The organism is Pseudomonas rosaeacicularis, from assembly GCF_057128745.1.
Map to the genome: position 1 here is coordinate 206,484 of NZ_JBSKHT010000002.1, position 13,689 is coordinate 220,172.

The 13,689-nt window shown below is 60.2% G+C and carries 12 protein-coding genes; 9 read left to right on the forward strand and 3 right to left on the reverse strand.

All coding sequences use genetic code 11. The features are described from left to right. The first annotated feature begins 46 nt into the window (after window positions 1–46). Window positions 47–820 carry a tellurite resistance TerB family protein gene (locus tag ACWKWM_RS03405; protein WP_483844749.1) on the forward strand — a complete coding sequence of 258 codons (774 nt, stop codon included), beginning with the start codon at window positions 47–49 and terminating at the stop codon, window positions 818–820. A gap of 9 nt (window positions 821–829) precedes the next feature. Here ACWKWM_RS03405 and ACWKWM_RS03410 read toward each other — a convergent pair whose 3' ends face one another. After that, window positions 830–1,978: a MalY/PatB family protein gene (locus tag ACWKWM_RS03410; RefSeq protein ID WP_483844750.1), complete on the reverse strand. Its 1,149-nt coding sequence runs from the start codon at window positions 1,976–1,978 to the stop codon at window positions 830–832. 391 nt (window positions 1,979–2,369) lie between these two features. Here ACWKWM_RS03410 and ACWKWM_RS03415 point away from each other — a divergent pair, with 391 nt between their 5' ends. Beyond that, complete coding sequence (locus tag ACWKWM_RS03415; RefSeq protein WP_483844751.1) at window positions 2,370–2,987, forward strand: sigma-70 RNA polymerase sigma factor region 4 domain-containing protein; 618 nt, start codon at window positions 2,370–2,372, stop codon at window positions 2,985–2,987. Beyond that, window positions 2,980–3,711, forward strand: coding sequence for a hypothetical protein (locus ACWKWM_RS03420; protein ID WP_483844752.1), 732 nt, complete (start codon window positions 2,980–2,982; stop codon window positions 3,709–3,711). Before ACWKWM_RS03415 ends, ACWKWM_RS03420 begins: the two co-directional genes overlap by 8 nt. 88 nt (window positions 3,712–3,799) lie before the next feature. Here ACWKWM_RS03420 and ACWKWM_RS03425 read toward each other — a convergent pair whose 3' ends face one another. Further along, window positions 3,800–4,954, reverse strand: coding sequence for a cysteine desulfurase family protein (locus ACWKWM_RS03425; RefSeq protein WP_483844753.1), 1,155 nt, complete (start codon window positions 4,952–4,954; stop codon window positions 3,800–3,802). Between the two features lie 210 nt (window positions 4,955–5,164). On the opposite strand from ACWKWM_RS03425, the gene ACWKWM_RS03430 reads away from it, so the two are divergent. The 5 genes from ACWKWM_RS03430 to ACWKWM_RS03450 all read left to right on the forward strand — a co-directional run bounded on the left by ACWKWM_RS03430 (window position 5,165) and on the right by ACWKWM_RS03450 (window position 10,381). Further along, a complete protein-coding gene (locus tag ACWKWM_RS03430; protein ID WP_483844754.1) occupies window positions 5,165–5,629 on the forward strand; it encodes an Lrp/AsnC family transcriptional regulator in 465 nt (154 codons plus the stop codon). A 223-nt stretch (window positions 5,630–5,852) separates the two neighbouring features. Beyond that, window positions 5,853–6,863, forward strand: coding sequence for a zinc-binding alcohol dehydrogenase family protein (locus tag ACWKWM_RS03435; RefSeq protein ID WP_483844755.1), 1,011 nt, complete (start codon window positions 5,853–5,855; stop codon window positions 6,861–6,863). Window positions 6,864–6,873: 10 nt separating this feature from the next. Further along, the gene (locus ACWKWM_RS03440) at window positions 6,874–8,025 is read left to right on the forward strand and encodes a mannitol dehydrogenase family protein (RefSeq protein ID WP_483844756.1); all 1,152 of its coding nucleotides are present in this window, start codon (window positions 6,874–6,876) and stop codon (window positions 8,023–8,025) included. Further along, window positions 8,018–9,547 (forward strand): UxaA family hydrolase, encoded by a 1,530-nt coding sequence (locus ACWKWM_RS03445; protein WP_483844757.1) that lies wholly within the window; start codon window positions 8,018–8,020, stop codon window positions 9,545–9,547. The genes ACWKWM_RS03440 and ACWKWM_RS03445 overlap by 8 nt, the downstream gene beginning before the upstream one ends. Window positions 9,548–9,661: 114 nt before the next feature. Further along, window positions 9,662–10,381, forward strand: coding sequence for a FadR/GntR family transcriptional regulator (locus tag ACWKWM_RS03450; RefSeq protein ID WP_483844758.1), 720 nt, complete (start codon window positions 9,662–9,664; stop codon window positions 10,379–10,381). 591 nt (window positions 10,382–10,972) lie between these two features. Here the strand turns inward: ACWKWM_RS03450 and uxuA are convergent. Beyond that, window positions 10,973–12,019, reverse strand: coding sequence for a mannonate dehydratase (uxuA, locus tag ACWKWM_RS03455; protein ID WP_483844759.1), 1,047 nt, complete (start codon window positions 12,017–12,019; stop codon window positions 10,973–10,975). Between the two features lie 321 nt (window positions 12,020–12,340). On the opposite strand from uxuA, the gene ACWKWM_RS03460 reads away from it, so the two are divergent. Beyond that, on the forward strand, window positions 12,341–13,630 hold the full coding sequence (locus ACWKWM_RS03460; protein ID WP_483844760.1) for an MFS transporter: 1,290 nt from the start codon (window positions 12,341–12,343) through the stop codon (window positions 13,628–13,630). Window positions 13,631–13,689 lie beyond the last annotated feature (59 nt).

Sequence of the window (13,689 nt, forward strand, 5' to 3'; positions counted from 1 at the left end):
GCTATCTTTGATTAACCCAATACGCGGCATCAACGAGGACCTTGTCATGAACACCACTGATCTGCTGGAACAGCTACTGCGCGGCGGCCGCGGCTCACCTACGCAGCAACAAGGCAATGCCGCCCCGGCTTCAGGGGGATTGGGCGGGCTCGGTGGCGGCCTGGGCGGTTTGCTCGGTGGGCTGCTCGGCGGCTCTGCCAGCAGCGGCGGTGTAGGCGGGCTCGGCGGCGGTTTGGGCGGTTTGCTTGGCGGGCTGTTGGGCGGCGGCAGTTCCGGAGCCGGAATCCCGCGCAGTGGTCAATCGCGCTCAGGCGGGACCAACTACGCGGCACTCGCATCAATTGGGATGATGGCGTTCCAGGCCTACCAAGCGTGGCAACGGCAACAGCAGCAACAGACGCCGTCAGCAGCGCCCCAGCAGAATCTACGCACCGTGGACTTGTTGGCTGGCCCCGAAGTCGAGGATCACAGCCATGCGATCCTCCGGGCCCTGATCGGCGCTGCCAAAGCGGATGGTCGTATAGATGATCAGGAAAAACAGCTGATCAGCGCTGAGATCGGCCGCCATACCGACGACCCCGAGCTACAGCAATGGCTGGACGATGAGGTCGCTCGGCCGCTTGACGCTGCTGATATAGCCCAGGCCGCCAAAGACCCGGCCATGGCTTCGGAAATGTACCTGGCCAGCGTCATGCTGGTGGATGACCAGCAAGACGCCGAACGGGCGTATCTCGATGAACTGGCCGGGGCGCTCAAGCTTGACCCCGACCTGCAGCTGCATCTGGAGCAACAGGCCAAGGCGGGCGCTTCTCCGGTTTAACGCGACTCATCAACGCGCGGCGAGACTGCGCTCCATGCGCGACAAGGCCTCTTCGAGCATGTCGCGCGGGCAGCCAAAGTTCAGCCGCACGAACTGGCCGCAGTCGTCTCCAAACTCCAGCCCCTCGCTCATTGCCACCTTGGCCTGCTTAAGGAAGAATTGCTGCGGGTTATCCAGCCCCAGCGCGGAGCAATCGAGCCAGGCCAGGTAGGTGCTTTGCGGCAGGTGCATCTTGATGCCCGGCAGACGGGTGCGAATCGCGTGCGCCAGATAGTCTCGGTTTGCCTGCAAGTAAGCGTTCACCTCGCGCAGCCAGTCGGCGCCTTCGCTGTACGCCACTTGCGTCGCCTCCAGACCCAAGGCATTGACGCTGTCCACCAACCCCAGGCGGCCAGCGTTGAAGCGCTGGCGCAGTTCGGGATTCTGAATCACCGCGAACGCGGTTTTCAGCCCGGCGATGTTCCACGCCTTGCTGGCTGACATCAGCGTCACGCTACGGGCAGCTATGGCCGGGCTGATGGACGCGATAGGGATGTGCCGCCGACCGTCGAACAGAATGTCGGCGTGGATTTCATCGCAAATCATCAGCACGTCGTGGCGCACGCAGGCATCTGCGATCAGTTGCAGCTCTTCGCCGCTGAAGACTTTGCCCAGCGGATTGTGCGGATTGCTCAGCAGCAGCGCGCCTGCTTCTTTCAGTGCTTCATCCAGCGCCGGGATGTCGGTGGGGTATTCGCCATGGGCATCGACGTTGAGCGGCAGGTCGACGCGCGGCAGTTGCCAGTTGGCCGGCGCGTGCAGCAACGGCGAGTAGTTCGGGGTTTGCAACGCGACGGCGGCACCCTTGGGTACCAGCGCGTGCAATGCCATATTCACGCCGGGCTCGACACCAGGCAAAAACACCAGATCTTCAGGCTGAATACGCCAGGCGTAGGCGCTCCACAAATGCTTGACCAGAGTCTCGCGAAGGCTGTCCTGGGCGACGGCATAACCGAGCAGCGGATGTGCCAGCCGTGTTTGCAGTGCATTCAAAATGGCCGGAGCGACGGGGAAATCCATGTCCGCCACCCACATTGGCAGAACGTCGTCCGCATACTGGCTCCATTTTTTGCTGCCCGTCGCACGTCGTTCGATGGCACTGTTGAAGTTGATCGTCATTTCAGTCTCGGTATCGGGCTTGTCGGCCAATTCTGGTGCAGAGCGCAACGTTTGAGAAGGTGAGCTTGCATCCAGAGCCCACGCAAATCCGTTGGAGCGAGGATTTATGTCCAACCGATGATTGGGCCGCGCCGCAGATCCAATGTGGGAGCGGACCTGTCCGCGAAGAGGTCTGTAGAACCAATACATATCCAGCGGCAGATGAATGGCCTTCGCGGACAGGTCCGCTCCCACGAGACTGGATGTCATGCTGAAGAAAAGTAGCCCCTACAGGCTACATCCCCCAAAGTAGCCTCTGGAGGCTACATTTGGCAAAGTAGCCTCCAGAGGCTACTTTTCTGCTGATCTGGCCTATAGTGACGTCATAGCGGCGGTGATTCAGGATATTTCCATGACGATTAAAGCGGTGCTGACCGGTGATTTGATTCATTCACGATCGGTGGGCGACACCCAGGCTTACCTCGCCGGGCTTAAGAAAGTCCTGGCGGGCCTCAAGAACATCTACGGCTTCAAGGCCCAGACCTATCGCGGCGATGGTTTTCAGGTGGTGCTCAAGGATGCCAGTCAGGCCCTGCACTGCGCGTTGGCCATACGAGCGGGTCTGATCGGCGCCAGCCCTGATAAAGAGCGCTGGGACGCTCGCGTAGCGGTGGGCATTGGTGCCGCCGAGTCAAAGGGCAATTATGGCGAAGCGTTTGTCTTGTCCGGCCAGGGTCTGGATGGCATGAAGAAGGCCACGCTGGCAGTGTTCTGCAGCGACGAGCGGTTTGCCGAGCGCGCCGAGCTGAGCACCGAATTCGTCGCCGCAACTTTGGATAAGTGGACCATCGTCGAGGCGCAAACCTATTGCCTGCACCTGCTTGAGGATTCTGACCAGGAAACCATTGCCCAGGCGTTGGGCAAATCCCGGGTCACGGTCAACAAAACCTTGAACCGTGCCCAGGCCCGTCTGCTGGATCGATACCTCAAAAGCATCAGCCAATGGATCAAGGAGATACCCGATGCGTGATGCGCAGGTTTTGCTGCTGTTGTTGATCCTGGCCCACATCGGCCTCGATTATCTGTCCTCGGCATGGCGCGCCAAAGCAAGACGCCCCAGAGGTTTGGGACTGGCTTTGATCACCGTGGCTGCGTTCACACTGGTCTTCGGTTCAGTGATTCACCTGTTCGGGCACAGCGCTGGATTTTCACTAATGGCAGGGCTCGCGGTCGGTGCGTGCTGGGCCTTCACTCGCTGGCTGACGGGCAAGACGACCTGGAAGTTCGCTTTCGCGCTGCGCTATGCGATCAACCTGGCGGTCATCGGCGCAATCTGGCTAACGGCTCAGGCTGAATGGCCCGCAGCGTGGGTGTTTCTGAAAGAGATGCTCAACCCGCACAACCTTTTGCTGCTGCTGGGCTATGTGTTGGTGCTCAAGCCATCGTCGGTGGTAATTGGCTCGGTCCTCAGCCCGTGGCTGGCATCGGTCAACACTCAGGGCACACTGAAAAGCGCTGGCACCCTGATCGGCTACCTTGAGCGGGTGCTGATTTTGACCTTCGTCCTGCTCAAGCAATGGGAAGCCATCGGCTTTTTGCTCACGGCAAAAAGCATTCTGCGTTTCAACGACATCAAAGGCATCGAGCAACGTGCGCTGAGCGAATACGTGCTGTTGGGGACGCTGCTGAGTTTCACCACCAGCATCGGAATAGGTCTGGTGGTGTCGAAACTGCTGGTGCTGGCAGCGGGTTGAACCAAGGGCAGAAATCCGAAAAGTAGCCTCTACAGGCTACTTTCGCCAAAGTAGCCTGTAGAGGCTACTTTCCCGCGAGAAGGCTGGATTACCAGAACGTTGGCTGACTGACAACGCACGTACTCAAGGCCTCGATCGCCTTCTCCACATCTTCGGCCTGGGTGTATCGGCCAAGGCTCAGGCGCACGCCGGTCGCCGCCTTCTCAGGGCTCAGACCCAACGCCAACAACACGTGGGAAGCGCCACCGGCGGCCGAGTTGCAGGCCGAGGTAGAAGACACCGCCAGCGCATGGGACAGGCTCATGACATTGAAGCCCGGGCTGTCGACGCAGATGTTCAGCGTGTGAGGGATGCGTTGTTGCGCGCAGCCATTGAGCGTGACGCCGGGTAGCTTCAGCAGACCGTCGCGCAATTGTGCAGACAGCGCGCTGATGCGTCGGGTTTCTTCAACCATCTCGGCGCTGGACAACGCAAACGCGGCGCCCATGCCAACGATCTGATGCGTCGCCAGAGTGCCGGAACGAAACCCCTGCTCATGCCCGCCGCCGTGCATCTGTGCATCCAGCAGCGGCCATGCACGTTCGCCAATGTACAAGGCGCCGATGCCTTTAGGGCCGTAGGTTTTGTGCGCCGAGAAGGACATCAGATCAACGTCCAGGCTGCTCAGATCGATGGCGACCTTGCCGGTGCCCTGGGCGGCATCGACATGAAAAATAGCCCCGTGTTCACGAACGAGGCGGCCGATGCTGGCAATGTCGGTCAAGGTGCCCAGTTCGTTGTTGACCAGCATCAGCGACACCAGCAGCGTGTCGGCGCGCAATGCCTGGCGTACTGCCTCGGGCTGGATCAGGCCCTGAGCGTCCGGTTCAAGCCAGGTCACCGGATGACCGGCCTGTTCCAGTTGGCGCACGGTGTCGATGACGGCTTTGTGTTCGATGCGGCTGGTGATGAGGTGGCGGCGGTTCGGCTCGCCGCCTGAGGCAACGCCCTTGATCGCCAGGTTGTTGGATTCTGTCGCGCCAGAGGTCCAGACCAGTGCTTGCGCCTGGGTGCCTACCAGCTCAGCCACTTGCCGGCGGGCCAGCTCAACGGCTTGGCGGGCCTGGTTGCCATAGGTGTGGGAATTGGAAGCTGGGTTACCGAAAGTGCCTTCTTTGCCGAGGCACGTGACCATGTGCTGGATGACGCGGTCGTCGACAGGCGTGGTGGCTGCGTAATCGAAATAGAGGGGGAGATTGGACATGATCGGCCTGCGCTGTCTGAAGATGTAAAAAGGTTACTAGCGTCAACCCGGAAAAAAATTGATAAGTGGCCGTCCTGAAGCAGATAAATACGAATATATTTCGCTCCTGGACCGTTTTAACGGAATCTCAATCCAGCGACCGTTCATTCTGGCTTATCGTTGTGCTCAATTGGCATAACCCGGCCCTTTACATCCACCGGAGCACGCTTCTTGGATAAGTTCGATCAGGCGATTCTGAGCATCCTGCAAACCGACTGTACCCGGCCCATTGTCGAGATAGCCGATGCGATTGGCTTGGGCAGCACGGCCTGCTGGCGACGGGTCCAGAAGCTGGAAGAGCAGGGCATCATCCGGCAACGTGTGGCGTTGCTCGACCCCAAGCAACTGAAGGTGACGGTCACGGTGTTCGCCGCGATCCGCACCAATCAGCACAACGCCGAATGGCTGGAGCGCTTTCACGCGTTGATGGCCACACTGCCGGAAGTGGTGGAGTGCTACCGCATGGCGGGCGACACCGATTACATGCTGCGCATGGTGGTGCCGGACATCGCCGGCTACGACGCGGTATACAAACGATTGATCCGTTTGCCCGGCATCACCGACATCAGCTCGAGCTTCGCCATGGAGCAGATCAAATCAACCACCGAGCTGCCATTGAGCTATTTAAGCTCCTGAACAGCGGCCATCAACTTTGGCAATCTGGTCAGGCCAATTACTTTTAAATTTAATTGGTCTTGCCAATATTGTTTCGGCTGTGTAGCTTTTTCCCGACGGCGTCTGGACCTGTAGCCCTGCATCAGGCCGCGCCCCCAGGATCACAACAACAAGAGATCACTCCCGCAAGCCGATGGCCCTTGTGCCATCGCCGCTCACGGCATGCCTGGTCTGGAGAAAAGTCATGCTTACAGTCGTCTGCGAAAAACCCGGTTCACTGCTGGCCCAGGATCGCCCCAAGCCAGAACGCGCATCGGGAGAAACCCTGGTCAGAATCAAACGCGTCGGGGTCTGCGGCACTGACCTGCACATCTTCAACGGTAATCAGCCTTTTCTTGAATACCCACGCGTCATGGGCCATGAGTTCTCCGGCATCGTCGAGGAAAGCGAGGCGGGCAGCGGGCTGGAGCCGGGCGATCTGGTGTACGTGATGCCGTACCTGTCCTGCGGCAACTGCATCGCCTGCCGTCAGGGCAAAACCAACTGCTGCGTGCGCATTCAAGTACTGGGCGTGCATCGCGACGGCGCATTCACCCAATACCTGAGCCTGCCCCATGCCTTCGTGCTCAAGGCCAACGGCGTGACGCTGGACCAGGCGGCGATGATTGAATTCCTGTCCATTGGCGCCCACGCGGTGCGGCGCTCGGACATCCAGAAAGACCAGCGCGCGTTAGTGGTCGGCACCGGGCCGATCGGTATGGCGGTGGCAATTTTCTCCCGCCTGCGTGGCGCCAAAGTGACCGTGCTCGACACCCGCGAAGATCGGCTGTCGTTCTGCAAGCAACACCTGCACGTGGACAGCGCCGTGCTGATCGGCGATACCGATAAACAGCAGCTTGAAGACCTGACCCACGGCGAGTTCTTTGACGTGGTGTTCGACGCTACCGGCAACGCCAAGGCCATGGAGCGCGGATTCGAGTTCATCGCCCACGGCGGCAAATACGTGCTGGTGTCCATCGTGCGCGACACCATCAGTTTCTCCGACCCCGAATTCCACAAGCGCGAAGCCACGTTGATGGGCAGCCGCAACGCCACAGTCGAAGACTTTCGCTACGTCGAGCAATGCCTGCGTGACGGGCTGATCCCGGACGCGGCGCTGAACACCCATCGCATGACGCTGGACCAGGTGACGACGCAGTTCACCACGCTGCTGGACCCGTCCCAGGGCGTGGTTAAAGCCATTGTCGAATGCTGAGGGCCGGGCGATGAGCGATTCAAACATTGCGCCGATCCTGCAGTTTGGCACCAGCCGCTTTTTGCAGGCCCATGCCGACCTGTTCATTTCCGAAGCACTGGGGCGAGGCGAAGCGCTGGGCCGAGTGACCGTGGTGCAAACCACCGACAACCCGGCCAGCACCGAGCGCACCAAGGCGCTGGCATCGGGCGCGGGCTATCCGGTGCGGATTCAGGGCATGGACAACGGCCAGGTGATCGATGAACCACGCTGGTCTTCGTCGATCAATGGAGCGCTGAACGCAGGGCAGGACTGGCAACTGATCCGGCAGGCCATGCTGCGCGACGTGCAGGTGGTGATCTCCAATACCGGGGATCGCGGCTACGTATTAAGCGACGCCGACACGTCCGGGCTGCTAGCGGATGACGCGGCGGCGCCGATCAGTTTTCCGGCCAAGTTGCTGGTGTTGTTGCACGGCCGCTGGCAGGCCAACTCCGAGGCGCCGTTGTCGTTGTTTCCGTGTGAATTGGTGTCGCGCAACGGCGATGTCCTGCGTGACCTGATCATCAGCATCGCCCGCCAGTGGGCCCTCGATCCTTCCTTTATCACTTACCTGCATGACACCTGCCGCTGGGCCAATTCGCTGGTGGACCGCATCGTTTCGCAGCCCATCGAGCCGGTCGGCGCCATCGCTGAGCCCTACGCGCTGTGGGCGATCGAGCGGCAGGCGGGTCTGGTTTTGCCCTGCACCCACCCGGCAATCGTCGTGACCGATCAGTTGGATCATTACGAGCAGTTCAAGCTGTTCATGCTCAACCTGGGGCATACCTGGCTGGCCGAGCGCTGGCGCGAAGATTCGCGGGCGCCGGACGAAACAGTGCATCAGGCGATGAATGATCCAACGCTGCGCGACGGGCTGGAAAGTCTGTGGGAGCAGGAAGTGTTGCCGGTGTTCGCCGCGCAAGGTCATCAGGCGCAGGCGCGGGATTACCTGACGTCGGTGCGCGATCGCTTCCTCAATCCGTTTTTGCAGCACCGCATCGCTGATATCGCGCAAAACCATGCAGAAAAAAAACGCCGCCGCTTTCTCCCGGTTGTGGAGTTGGCAGGCCGGTTGGTACCTGATCTGGCGCAACCTCGACTCAAGGCCGCGCTGGCTGAAACGAGGAACGCACATGACTGAACAAACAGCGTCTTTGATCGTGCTGTCGGCGGGCGACGATGTAGCGGTTGCGCGGCAGGATATTGCGATAGGGCAAACCGCCAGTGCCGACGGCGTGACAGTCACCGCCTTGGCCGACATTCCCTCCGGCCACAAAATCGCCCTGCGCGGCGTCGAGGCGGGCTCGGTAGTGCGCAAATACGCTCAGGTGATCGGCGTTGCGAACCTTGCCATCAGTCCCGGTGATCACGTGCATGTGCACAACCTGGAAATGTCCAGCGGCGCCTCCGAGCATGAATCCGGCACGCTGTATGTGCCGACGTCACCTGCCGCCGCTGCGCTGACGTTCGACGGTTATTGGCGCGATGACGGTCGTGTGGGCACGCGCAATTTCATCGGAGTGATTGCCAGCGTCAACTGTTCTGCCACGGTGTGCAAAGCCATCGCCGAGGCCTTCAAGGGCAACGCGCTGGCAGACTGGCCCAACGTTGACGGCGTGGTGGCTATTACCCATGGCAGCGGTTGCGGCATGGGGGCGAAAGGCGAGGGCATCGACATCCTCAAGCGCACTTTGCGCGGGTATGCCAATCATCCCAACTTTGCGGGTGTGCTGATGATAGGGCTCGGTTGTGAGGTCAATCAGATCACGCCGCTGATGGAAGAGCTGAGCCCGCGCGCGCCTCAGTTGCTGGCCAGCCTGATCATTCAGGACTCCGGCGGCACGCGGGAAACCGTGCGCGACGGCATTGCCCTGATCCAACATATGCTGCCCATCGTCAACACCGCGCAACGCACGCCTGCGCCGTTGAGCCATCTCACGGTCGGTTTGCAGTGCGGCGGCTCGGATGGCTATTCCGGGATCAGCGCTAATCCGGTACTGGGCGCCGCGGTTGATCGGGTGGTGCGCCATGGCGGCACGGCGATTCTGTCGGAAACCCCGGAAATCTATGGCGCCGAACACCTGCTTACCGCCCGAGCCGCGTCGGCGCAGATCGCTGATCGGCTGATGTCGCGCATCCGTTGGTGGGAGGATTACGTGCGCCAGCATGACGGCGACATGAACAACAACCCTTCACCGGGGAACAAGGTGGGCGGCATCACCACGATTCTTGAAAAATCCCTCGGTGCGGTGGCGAAAGCGGGCTCCACCGGGCTGATGGGGGTGTACTTGTACGCAGAGTCTGTCGATGCCCAGGGCTTGGTGTTCATGGATACGCCCGGTTATGACCCGGTGTCGGCTACAGGTCAGGTTGCAGGCGGCGCCAATCTGATCTGTTTTACCACCGGGCGCGGTTCGACCTACGGCTGCAAACCGGTGCCGTCGTTGAAACTGGCAACTAACACCAAACTGTTCGAGCACATGACCCTGGACATGGATTTCAACGCGGGCACCGTGGTCGATGGCTCCGAATCGGTGGCAGCGGCGGGGGAGCGGCTGTTCCGGCTGATGATTGAAACGGCTTCGGGACGCCAGAGCTGCAGCGAGGAAAACGGGCTGGGCGATAACGAATTCGTGCCTTGGCAACTGGGTGCCGTGATGTAGTCTCCCGCATCGTTTTGGCGTGGGATTGTTGAGGGGAAATCGTCGGCAGAAGCTCCTCGCAGCGGGTGCGGGGAGCTGTGATATGCTCCGGCGCAGTCCCTCGGAACCCGATTCATGACCGCGCCAAACCCTCCTGCCGAACGCCGCCTTTATCAGATCACCGCCGACCGTTTGCGCGAACATATCCGCAAGCACGACATCAAACCCGGTTCGCGCCTGGCGCCTGAGCGCGATCTGGCGCAACTGCTGGGCGTGTCGCGGCCGTCCTTGCGTGAAGCGCTGATTGCCCTGGAGATCGAAGGCAGCGTTGAGATCCGCATGGGCTCGGGCATCTACGTCTGCGAGCACTTGCTGGGCGTCAAAGGCAAAACCCTCACCCTGGGCGAAAGCCCGTCTGAATTGATGCAAGCCCGCGCGCTGATTGAAGGCGACTGCGTGATGCTGGCCTGTCTGCACGGCAGCAAGGCTGACTACCGCTATTTGCAGGCGTGCATCGACAAGATGCGCGAAGGCGTGGAGAAGGGCGTTCCGGCCCTTGAGGACGATCGCAAATTCCACCAGCGGCTGGCGAAGATGAGCGGTAACTCGACGCTGGTGCGGATCATCACGTCACTGTTCGAGGAGCGCTATAGCCCGCTGTCGGCGCACATCAGCGAACACTCTGAAAACCGCCAGACCTGGGCCACCGCCGTCACCGAACACGAAGCCATCTTGCGCGCAGTGCAAGCCCGCGACCTGATCGGCGCCCAGACCGCCATGCGCCAGCACCTGCGAAAATCCGAAGAACGCTGGCTGGAAGGGATGGATGCCGAGGTTAATTCGGCGGGGGATTGAAGCCTGTATCGCAAATCGTTACGACGCCTGGCAACGATCAAGATCGAGTCGGTGAGCGCATTTCCCGTGGGAGCGGACCTGTCCGCGAAAGCTATTTCCCGAGCGATAGAAATCTGCAGTCTGTACGGGCCCCTTCGCGGACAGGTCCGCTCCCCCGGATTTGAGCTGTCACGCCAATCCAATATCAAACGCAATCCCTGTAGGACGAGCGCATTTCCCGTGGGAGCGGACCTGTCCGCGAAAGCTATTTTCTTGGCGATAGAAATGTGCCGTCTACACGGGCCCTTTCGCGGACAGGTCCGCTCCCACGGCTTTGAGGTATCACGCAAATTTAATATCTTGCGCAATCGCTGTAGGACGAGCGCATTTCCCGTGGGAGCGGACCTGTCCGCGAAAGCTATTTCCCTAGCGATAGAAATCTGCAGTCTGTACGGGCCCCTTCGCGGACAGGTCCGCTCCCACGGCTTTGAGGTATCACGCAAATCTAATATCTTGCGCAATCGCTGTAGGAGCGAACTTGTTCGCGAGGCGGCGTGTCAGGCAAACCGCGTAAAGCCCTCGCGAACAAGTTCGCTCCTACAGAGGTAGTCATCACCTTGGCATCGCCTTCCTGATCCCTTCCCACAATCCGTTCAGGTACACCGCACCCAACGCGCGGTCGTACAGGCCATAACCGGGTTTGCCGGTTTCCCCCCAGATCATGCGGCCGTGGTCGGGGCGGTAATAGCCTTCAAAACCCGTCTCGACGTAGGCCTTGACGATCTCGGCCATGTCCAGCGAGCCGTCTTCGGAGCGGTGCGCGGTTTCGTAGAAATCCCCGGCTTCGGTCACTTTCACGTTGCGCAGATGGGCGAAATGGATGCGCCCCTGGCCGCCAAATTCACGCACCAGCGAAGGAATGTCATTGCCCAGATCAGCACCCAGCGAGCCCGAACACAGCGTCAGGCCATTGGCCGGATCGTCGACCATCGCCATCACACGGGTAAGGTCTTCGCGATTTTTCACCACCCGTGGCAGACCAAAAATCGGTCGCGGTGGATCGTCCGGATGCAGGGCCATTTTGATGCCCACTTCACTGGCCACCGGAATGACTCGCTCCAGAAAATACGCCAGGCGCTGGCGCAGCGTTTCCTCGTCGACCTCGGCGTATTCAGCGAGCAAGGCCTTGAGCGCGGCAGGCTCGTAACTGACGTCCCAGCCGGGCAGGGTCAGGCCGTCATCCAGGTTGATCTGCTCGATCACCGACACGTCGAACGCCAGTGTGGTGGAGCCGTCGGGCAGCAGCTTTTCCAGTGTGGAGCGGGTCCAGTCGAACACCGGCATGAAGTTGTAGCAGACCACCTTGATCCCGCAGGCCGCGAGATTGCGCAGCGTCTGGCAGTAGTTTTCGATCAGTTGATCGCGGTTCGACAGGCCACGCTTGATGTCTTCGTGGACGGGAACGCTTTCGATAACGTCCAGATCCAGACCGTGGGCGTTGACGTTGGCCTTGAGCGCGGCGATACGTTCAATCGGCCAGACCTCGCCCACTGGCACGTCGTAAATGGCCGACACCACACCGGTCATGCCCGGGATCTGCCGGATGTATTGCAGGGTTACCAGGTCGCTGTCGCCATACCAGCGGAAAGTCATCTTCATGGGCAATTCCTTATTGTTCTGATAGCCAATGCTGCGCGGGGCAGGCTTGCCGGACGATCGTCCAGCGCTGCAAGCAACCCGGCCGGGCGAAGCGAAACCGAGTATAGATTGGTCAGGCCAAAATAGGAAAGTCATGACCGCTGATGAAAAAAGAGAACATAAAATGGGCTTCAGGCTTTCCAATTGCCGGTTTTGCGGTCTAGTATCGGCCCGTATCAGCGATTTGGTCAGGCCAATTGAGGCTTTCTGTTCCATGGCCCGTCACACGCGCTGAAGCTTCAAAGCAGTCTTACTCATAAAAATAATTACGGAGGACTCGCCATGCAGAAAGGGCGCTGGTTGGTAATATTTCTGTGCTTCCTCGCGGTCGCAATCAACTACATAGACAGGGCCAACCTCGCGGTGGCCGCCCCCTACATCCAGAAAGAACTAGGCCTTGGCCCCGGACAAATGGGCCTGTTGCTCAGCGGATTTTTCTGGACCTACGCACTGATGCAAATGCCGTTCGGCTGGTTCGTCGACAAAGTGGGCGCAAAAATTGCGCTGCCACTGGCGGTGGCCTGGTGGTCGCTGTTTACCGCCGCCACTGCCGGGGCCAACAGCCTGGCCTCGATGTTCGGGTGCCGGCTGATGCTCGGCGTTGGCGAGGCGGGGGCTTATCCTTCCTGCGCCAAAATCGTCAGCCAGTGGTTCGATGTCAAAGAACGAGGCTTCGCTACCAGCATTTTCGACAGTGGCTCGCGGGTCGGGTCGGCATTGTCGATTCCGGTCGTCGCGTTGATCATCGAGCTCTGGGGCTGGCGCGCTTCGTTCATCATCACAGGCGCCGTGGGCATCATCTGGGTGGTGGGTTGGTTCATGATCTACAAGGAACCCAGCGCGGTCGCGGCCATCGAGCAGAACGATGCCAACAAGGCAGCAGCGCTGGCAGTGCAACCCAAAATCAAGTGGGCGTCGCTGTTCCGTCATCGCACCCTGTGGGGAATGATGCTCGGGTTTTTCTGCCTGAACTTCGTGATCTACTTTTTCATCACCTGGTTTCCGACCTATCTGGTGCAGGAACGCGGCTTTTCCCTCAAGTCTCTCGGGACGCTGGGGACCATTCCGGCGGTGGCCTCTATCCTCGGCGGCTGGATTGGCGGGCTGACTTCCGACGCGCTGTACCGTCGTGGCTGGAGTCTGACGGCGGCGCGTAAAACCTGCATCGTCGGTGGCATGCTGATGTCGTCGAGTATTTCCCTTTCGGTGTTCACCGAAAGCACATACGCAATGCTTGGCTTTTTCAGTCTGGCTTACGCGAGCCTCGCGTTCGCCGGTGCCAGCATCTGGTGCCTGCCCGCAGATGTCGCGCCAACGCCGTCCCATGTGGCCTCGATTGGTGGCATTCAGAACTTTGCGTCGAACACGGCGGGTATTTTCATCACCACCTTCACGGGCTTCATGCTGGTGATCGGCAACGGGTCGTTTACCGCGCCACTGTTGACCGCCGGTGCGTTTGCGCTGCTGGGGGCCTTCAGTTACCTGTTCATCGTCGGCAAGATCGAGCCGCTGTCAGCCATTCCCGGGGACAAGCCCTCGGAGCAGACGGGTGGTGTAGCTCAGCGTTTGTAAATGCCACAACGCAAAACGCTCACGGCCCTTTTTGGGGGGGGCGTGAGCGTTTTGCTTTG

Coding starts and splice junctions, on each gene's coding strand:
- ACWKWM_RS03420 (WP_483844752.1), top strand. CDS start 2,980: ATGCGTGATGCGCAGGTTTTGCTGCTGTTGTTGATCCTGGCCCACATC.
- uxuA (WP_483844759.1), bottom strand. CDS start 12,019: ATGAAGATGACTTTCCGCTGGTATGGCGACAGCGACCTGGTAACCCTG.
- ACWKWM_RS03415 (WP_483844751.1), top strand. CDS start 2,370: ATGACGATTAAAGCGGTGCTGACCGGTGATTTGATTCATTCACGATCG.
- ACWKWM_RS03410 (WP_483844750.1), bottom strand. CDS start 1,978: ATGACGATCAACTTCAACAGTGCCATCGAACGACGTGCGACGGGCAGC.
- ACWKWM_RS03440 (WP_483844756.1), top strand. CDS start 6,874: ATGAGCGATTCAAACATTGCGCCGATCCTGCAGTTTGGCACCAGCCGC.
- ACWKWM_RS03460 (WP_483844760.1), top strand. CDS start 12,341: ATGCAGAAAGGGCGCTGGTTGGTAATATTTCTGTGCTTCCTCGCGGTC.
- ACWKWM_RS03425 (WP_483844753.1), bottom strand. CDS start 4,954: ATGTCCAATCTCCCCCTCTATTTCGATTACGCAGCCACCACGCCTGTC.
- ACWKWM_RS03405 (WP_483844749.1), top strand. CDS start 47: ATGAACACCACTGATCTGCTGGAACAGCTACTGCGCGGCGGCCGCGGC.
- ACWKWM_RS03450 (WP_483844758.1), top strand. CDS start 9,662: ATGACCGCGCCAAACCCTCCTGCCGAACGCCGCCTTTATCAGATCACC.
- ACWKWM_RS03445 (WP_483844757.1), top strand. CDS start 8,018: ATGACTGAACAAACAGCGTCTTTGATCGTGCTGTCGGCGGGCGACGAT.
- ACWKWM_RS03435 (WP_483844755.1), top strand. CDS start 5,853: ATGCTTACAGTCGTCTGCGAAAAACCCGGTTCACTGCTGGCCCAGGAT.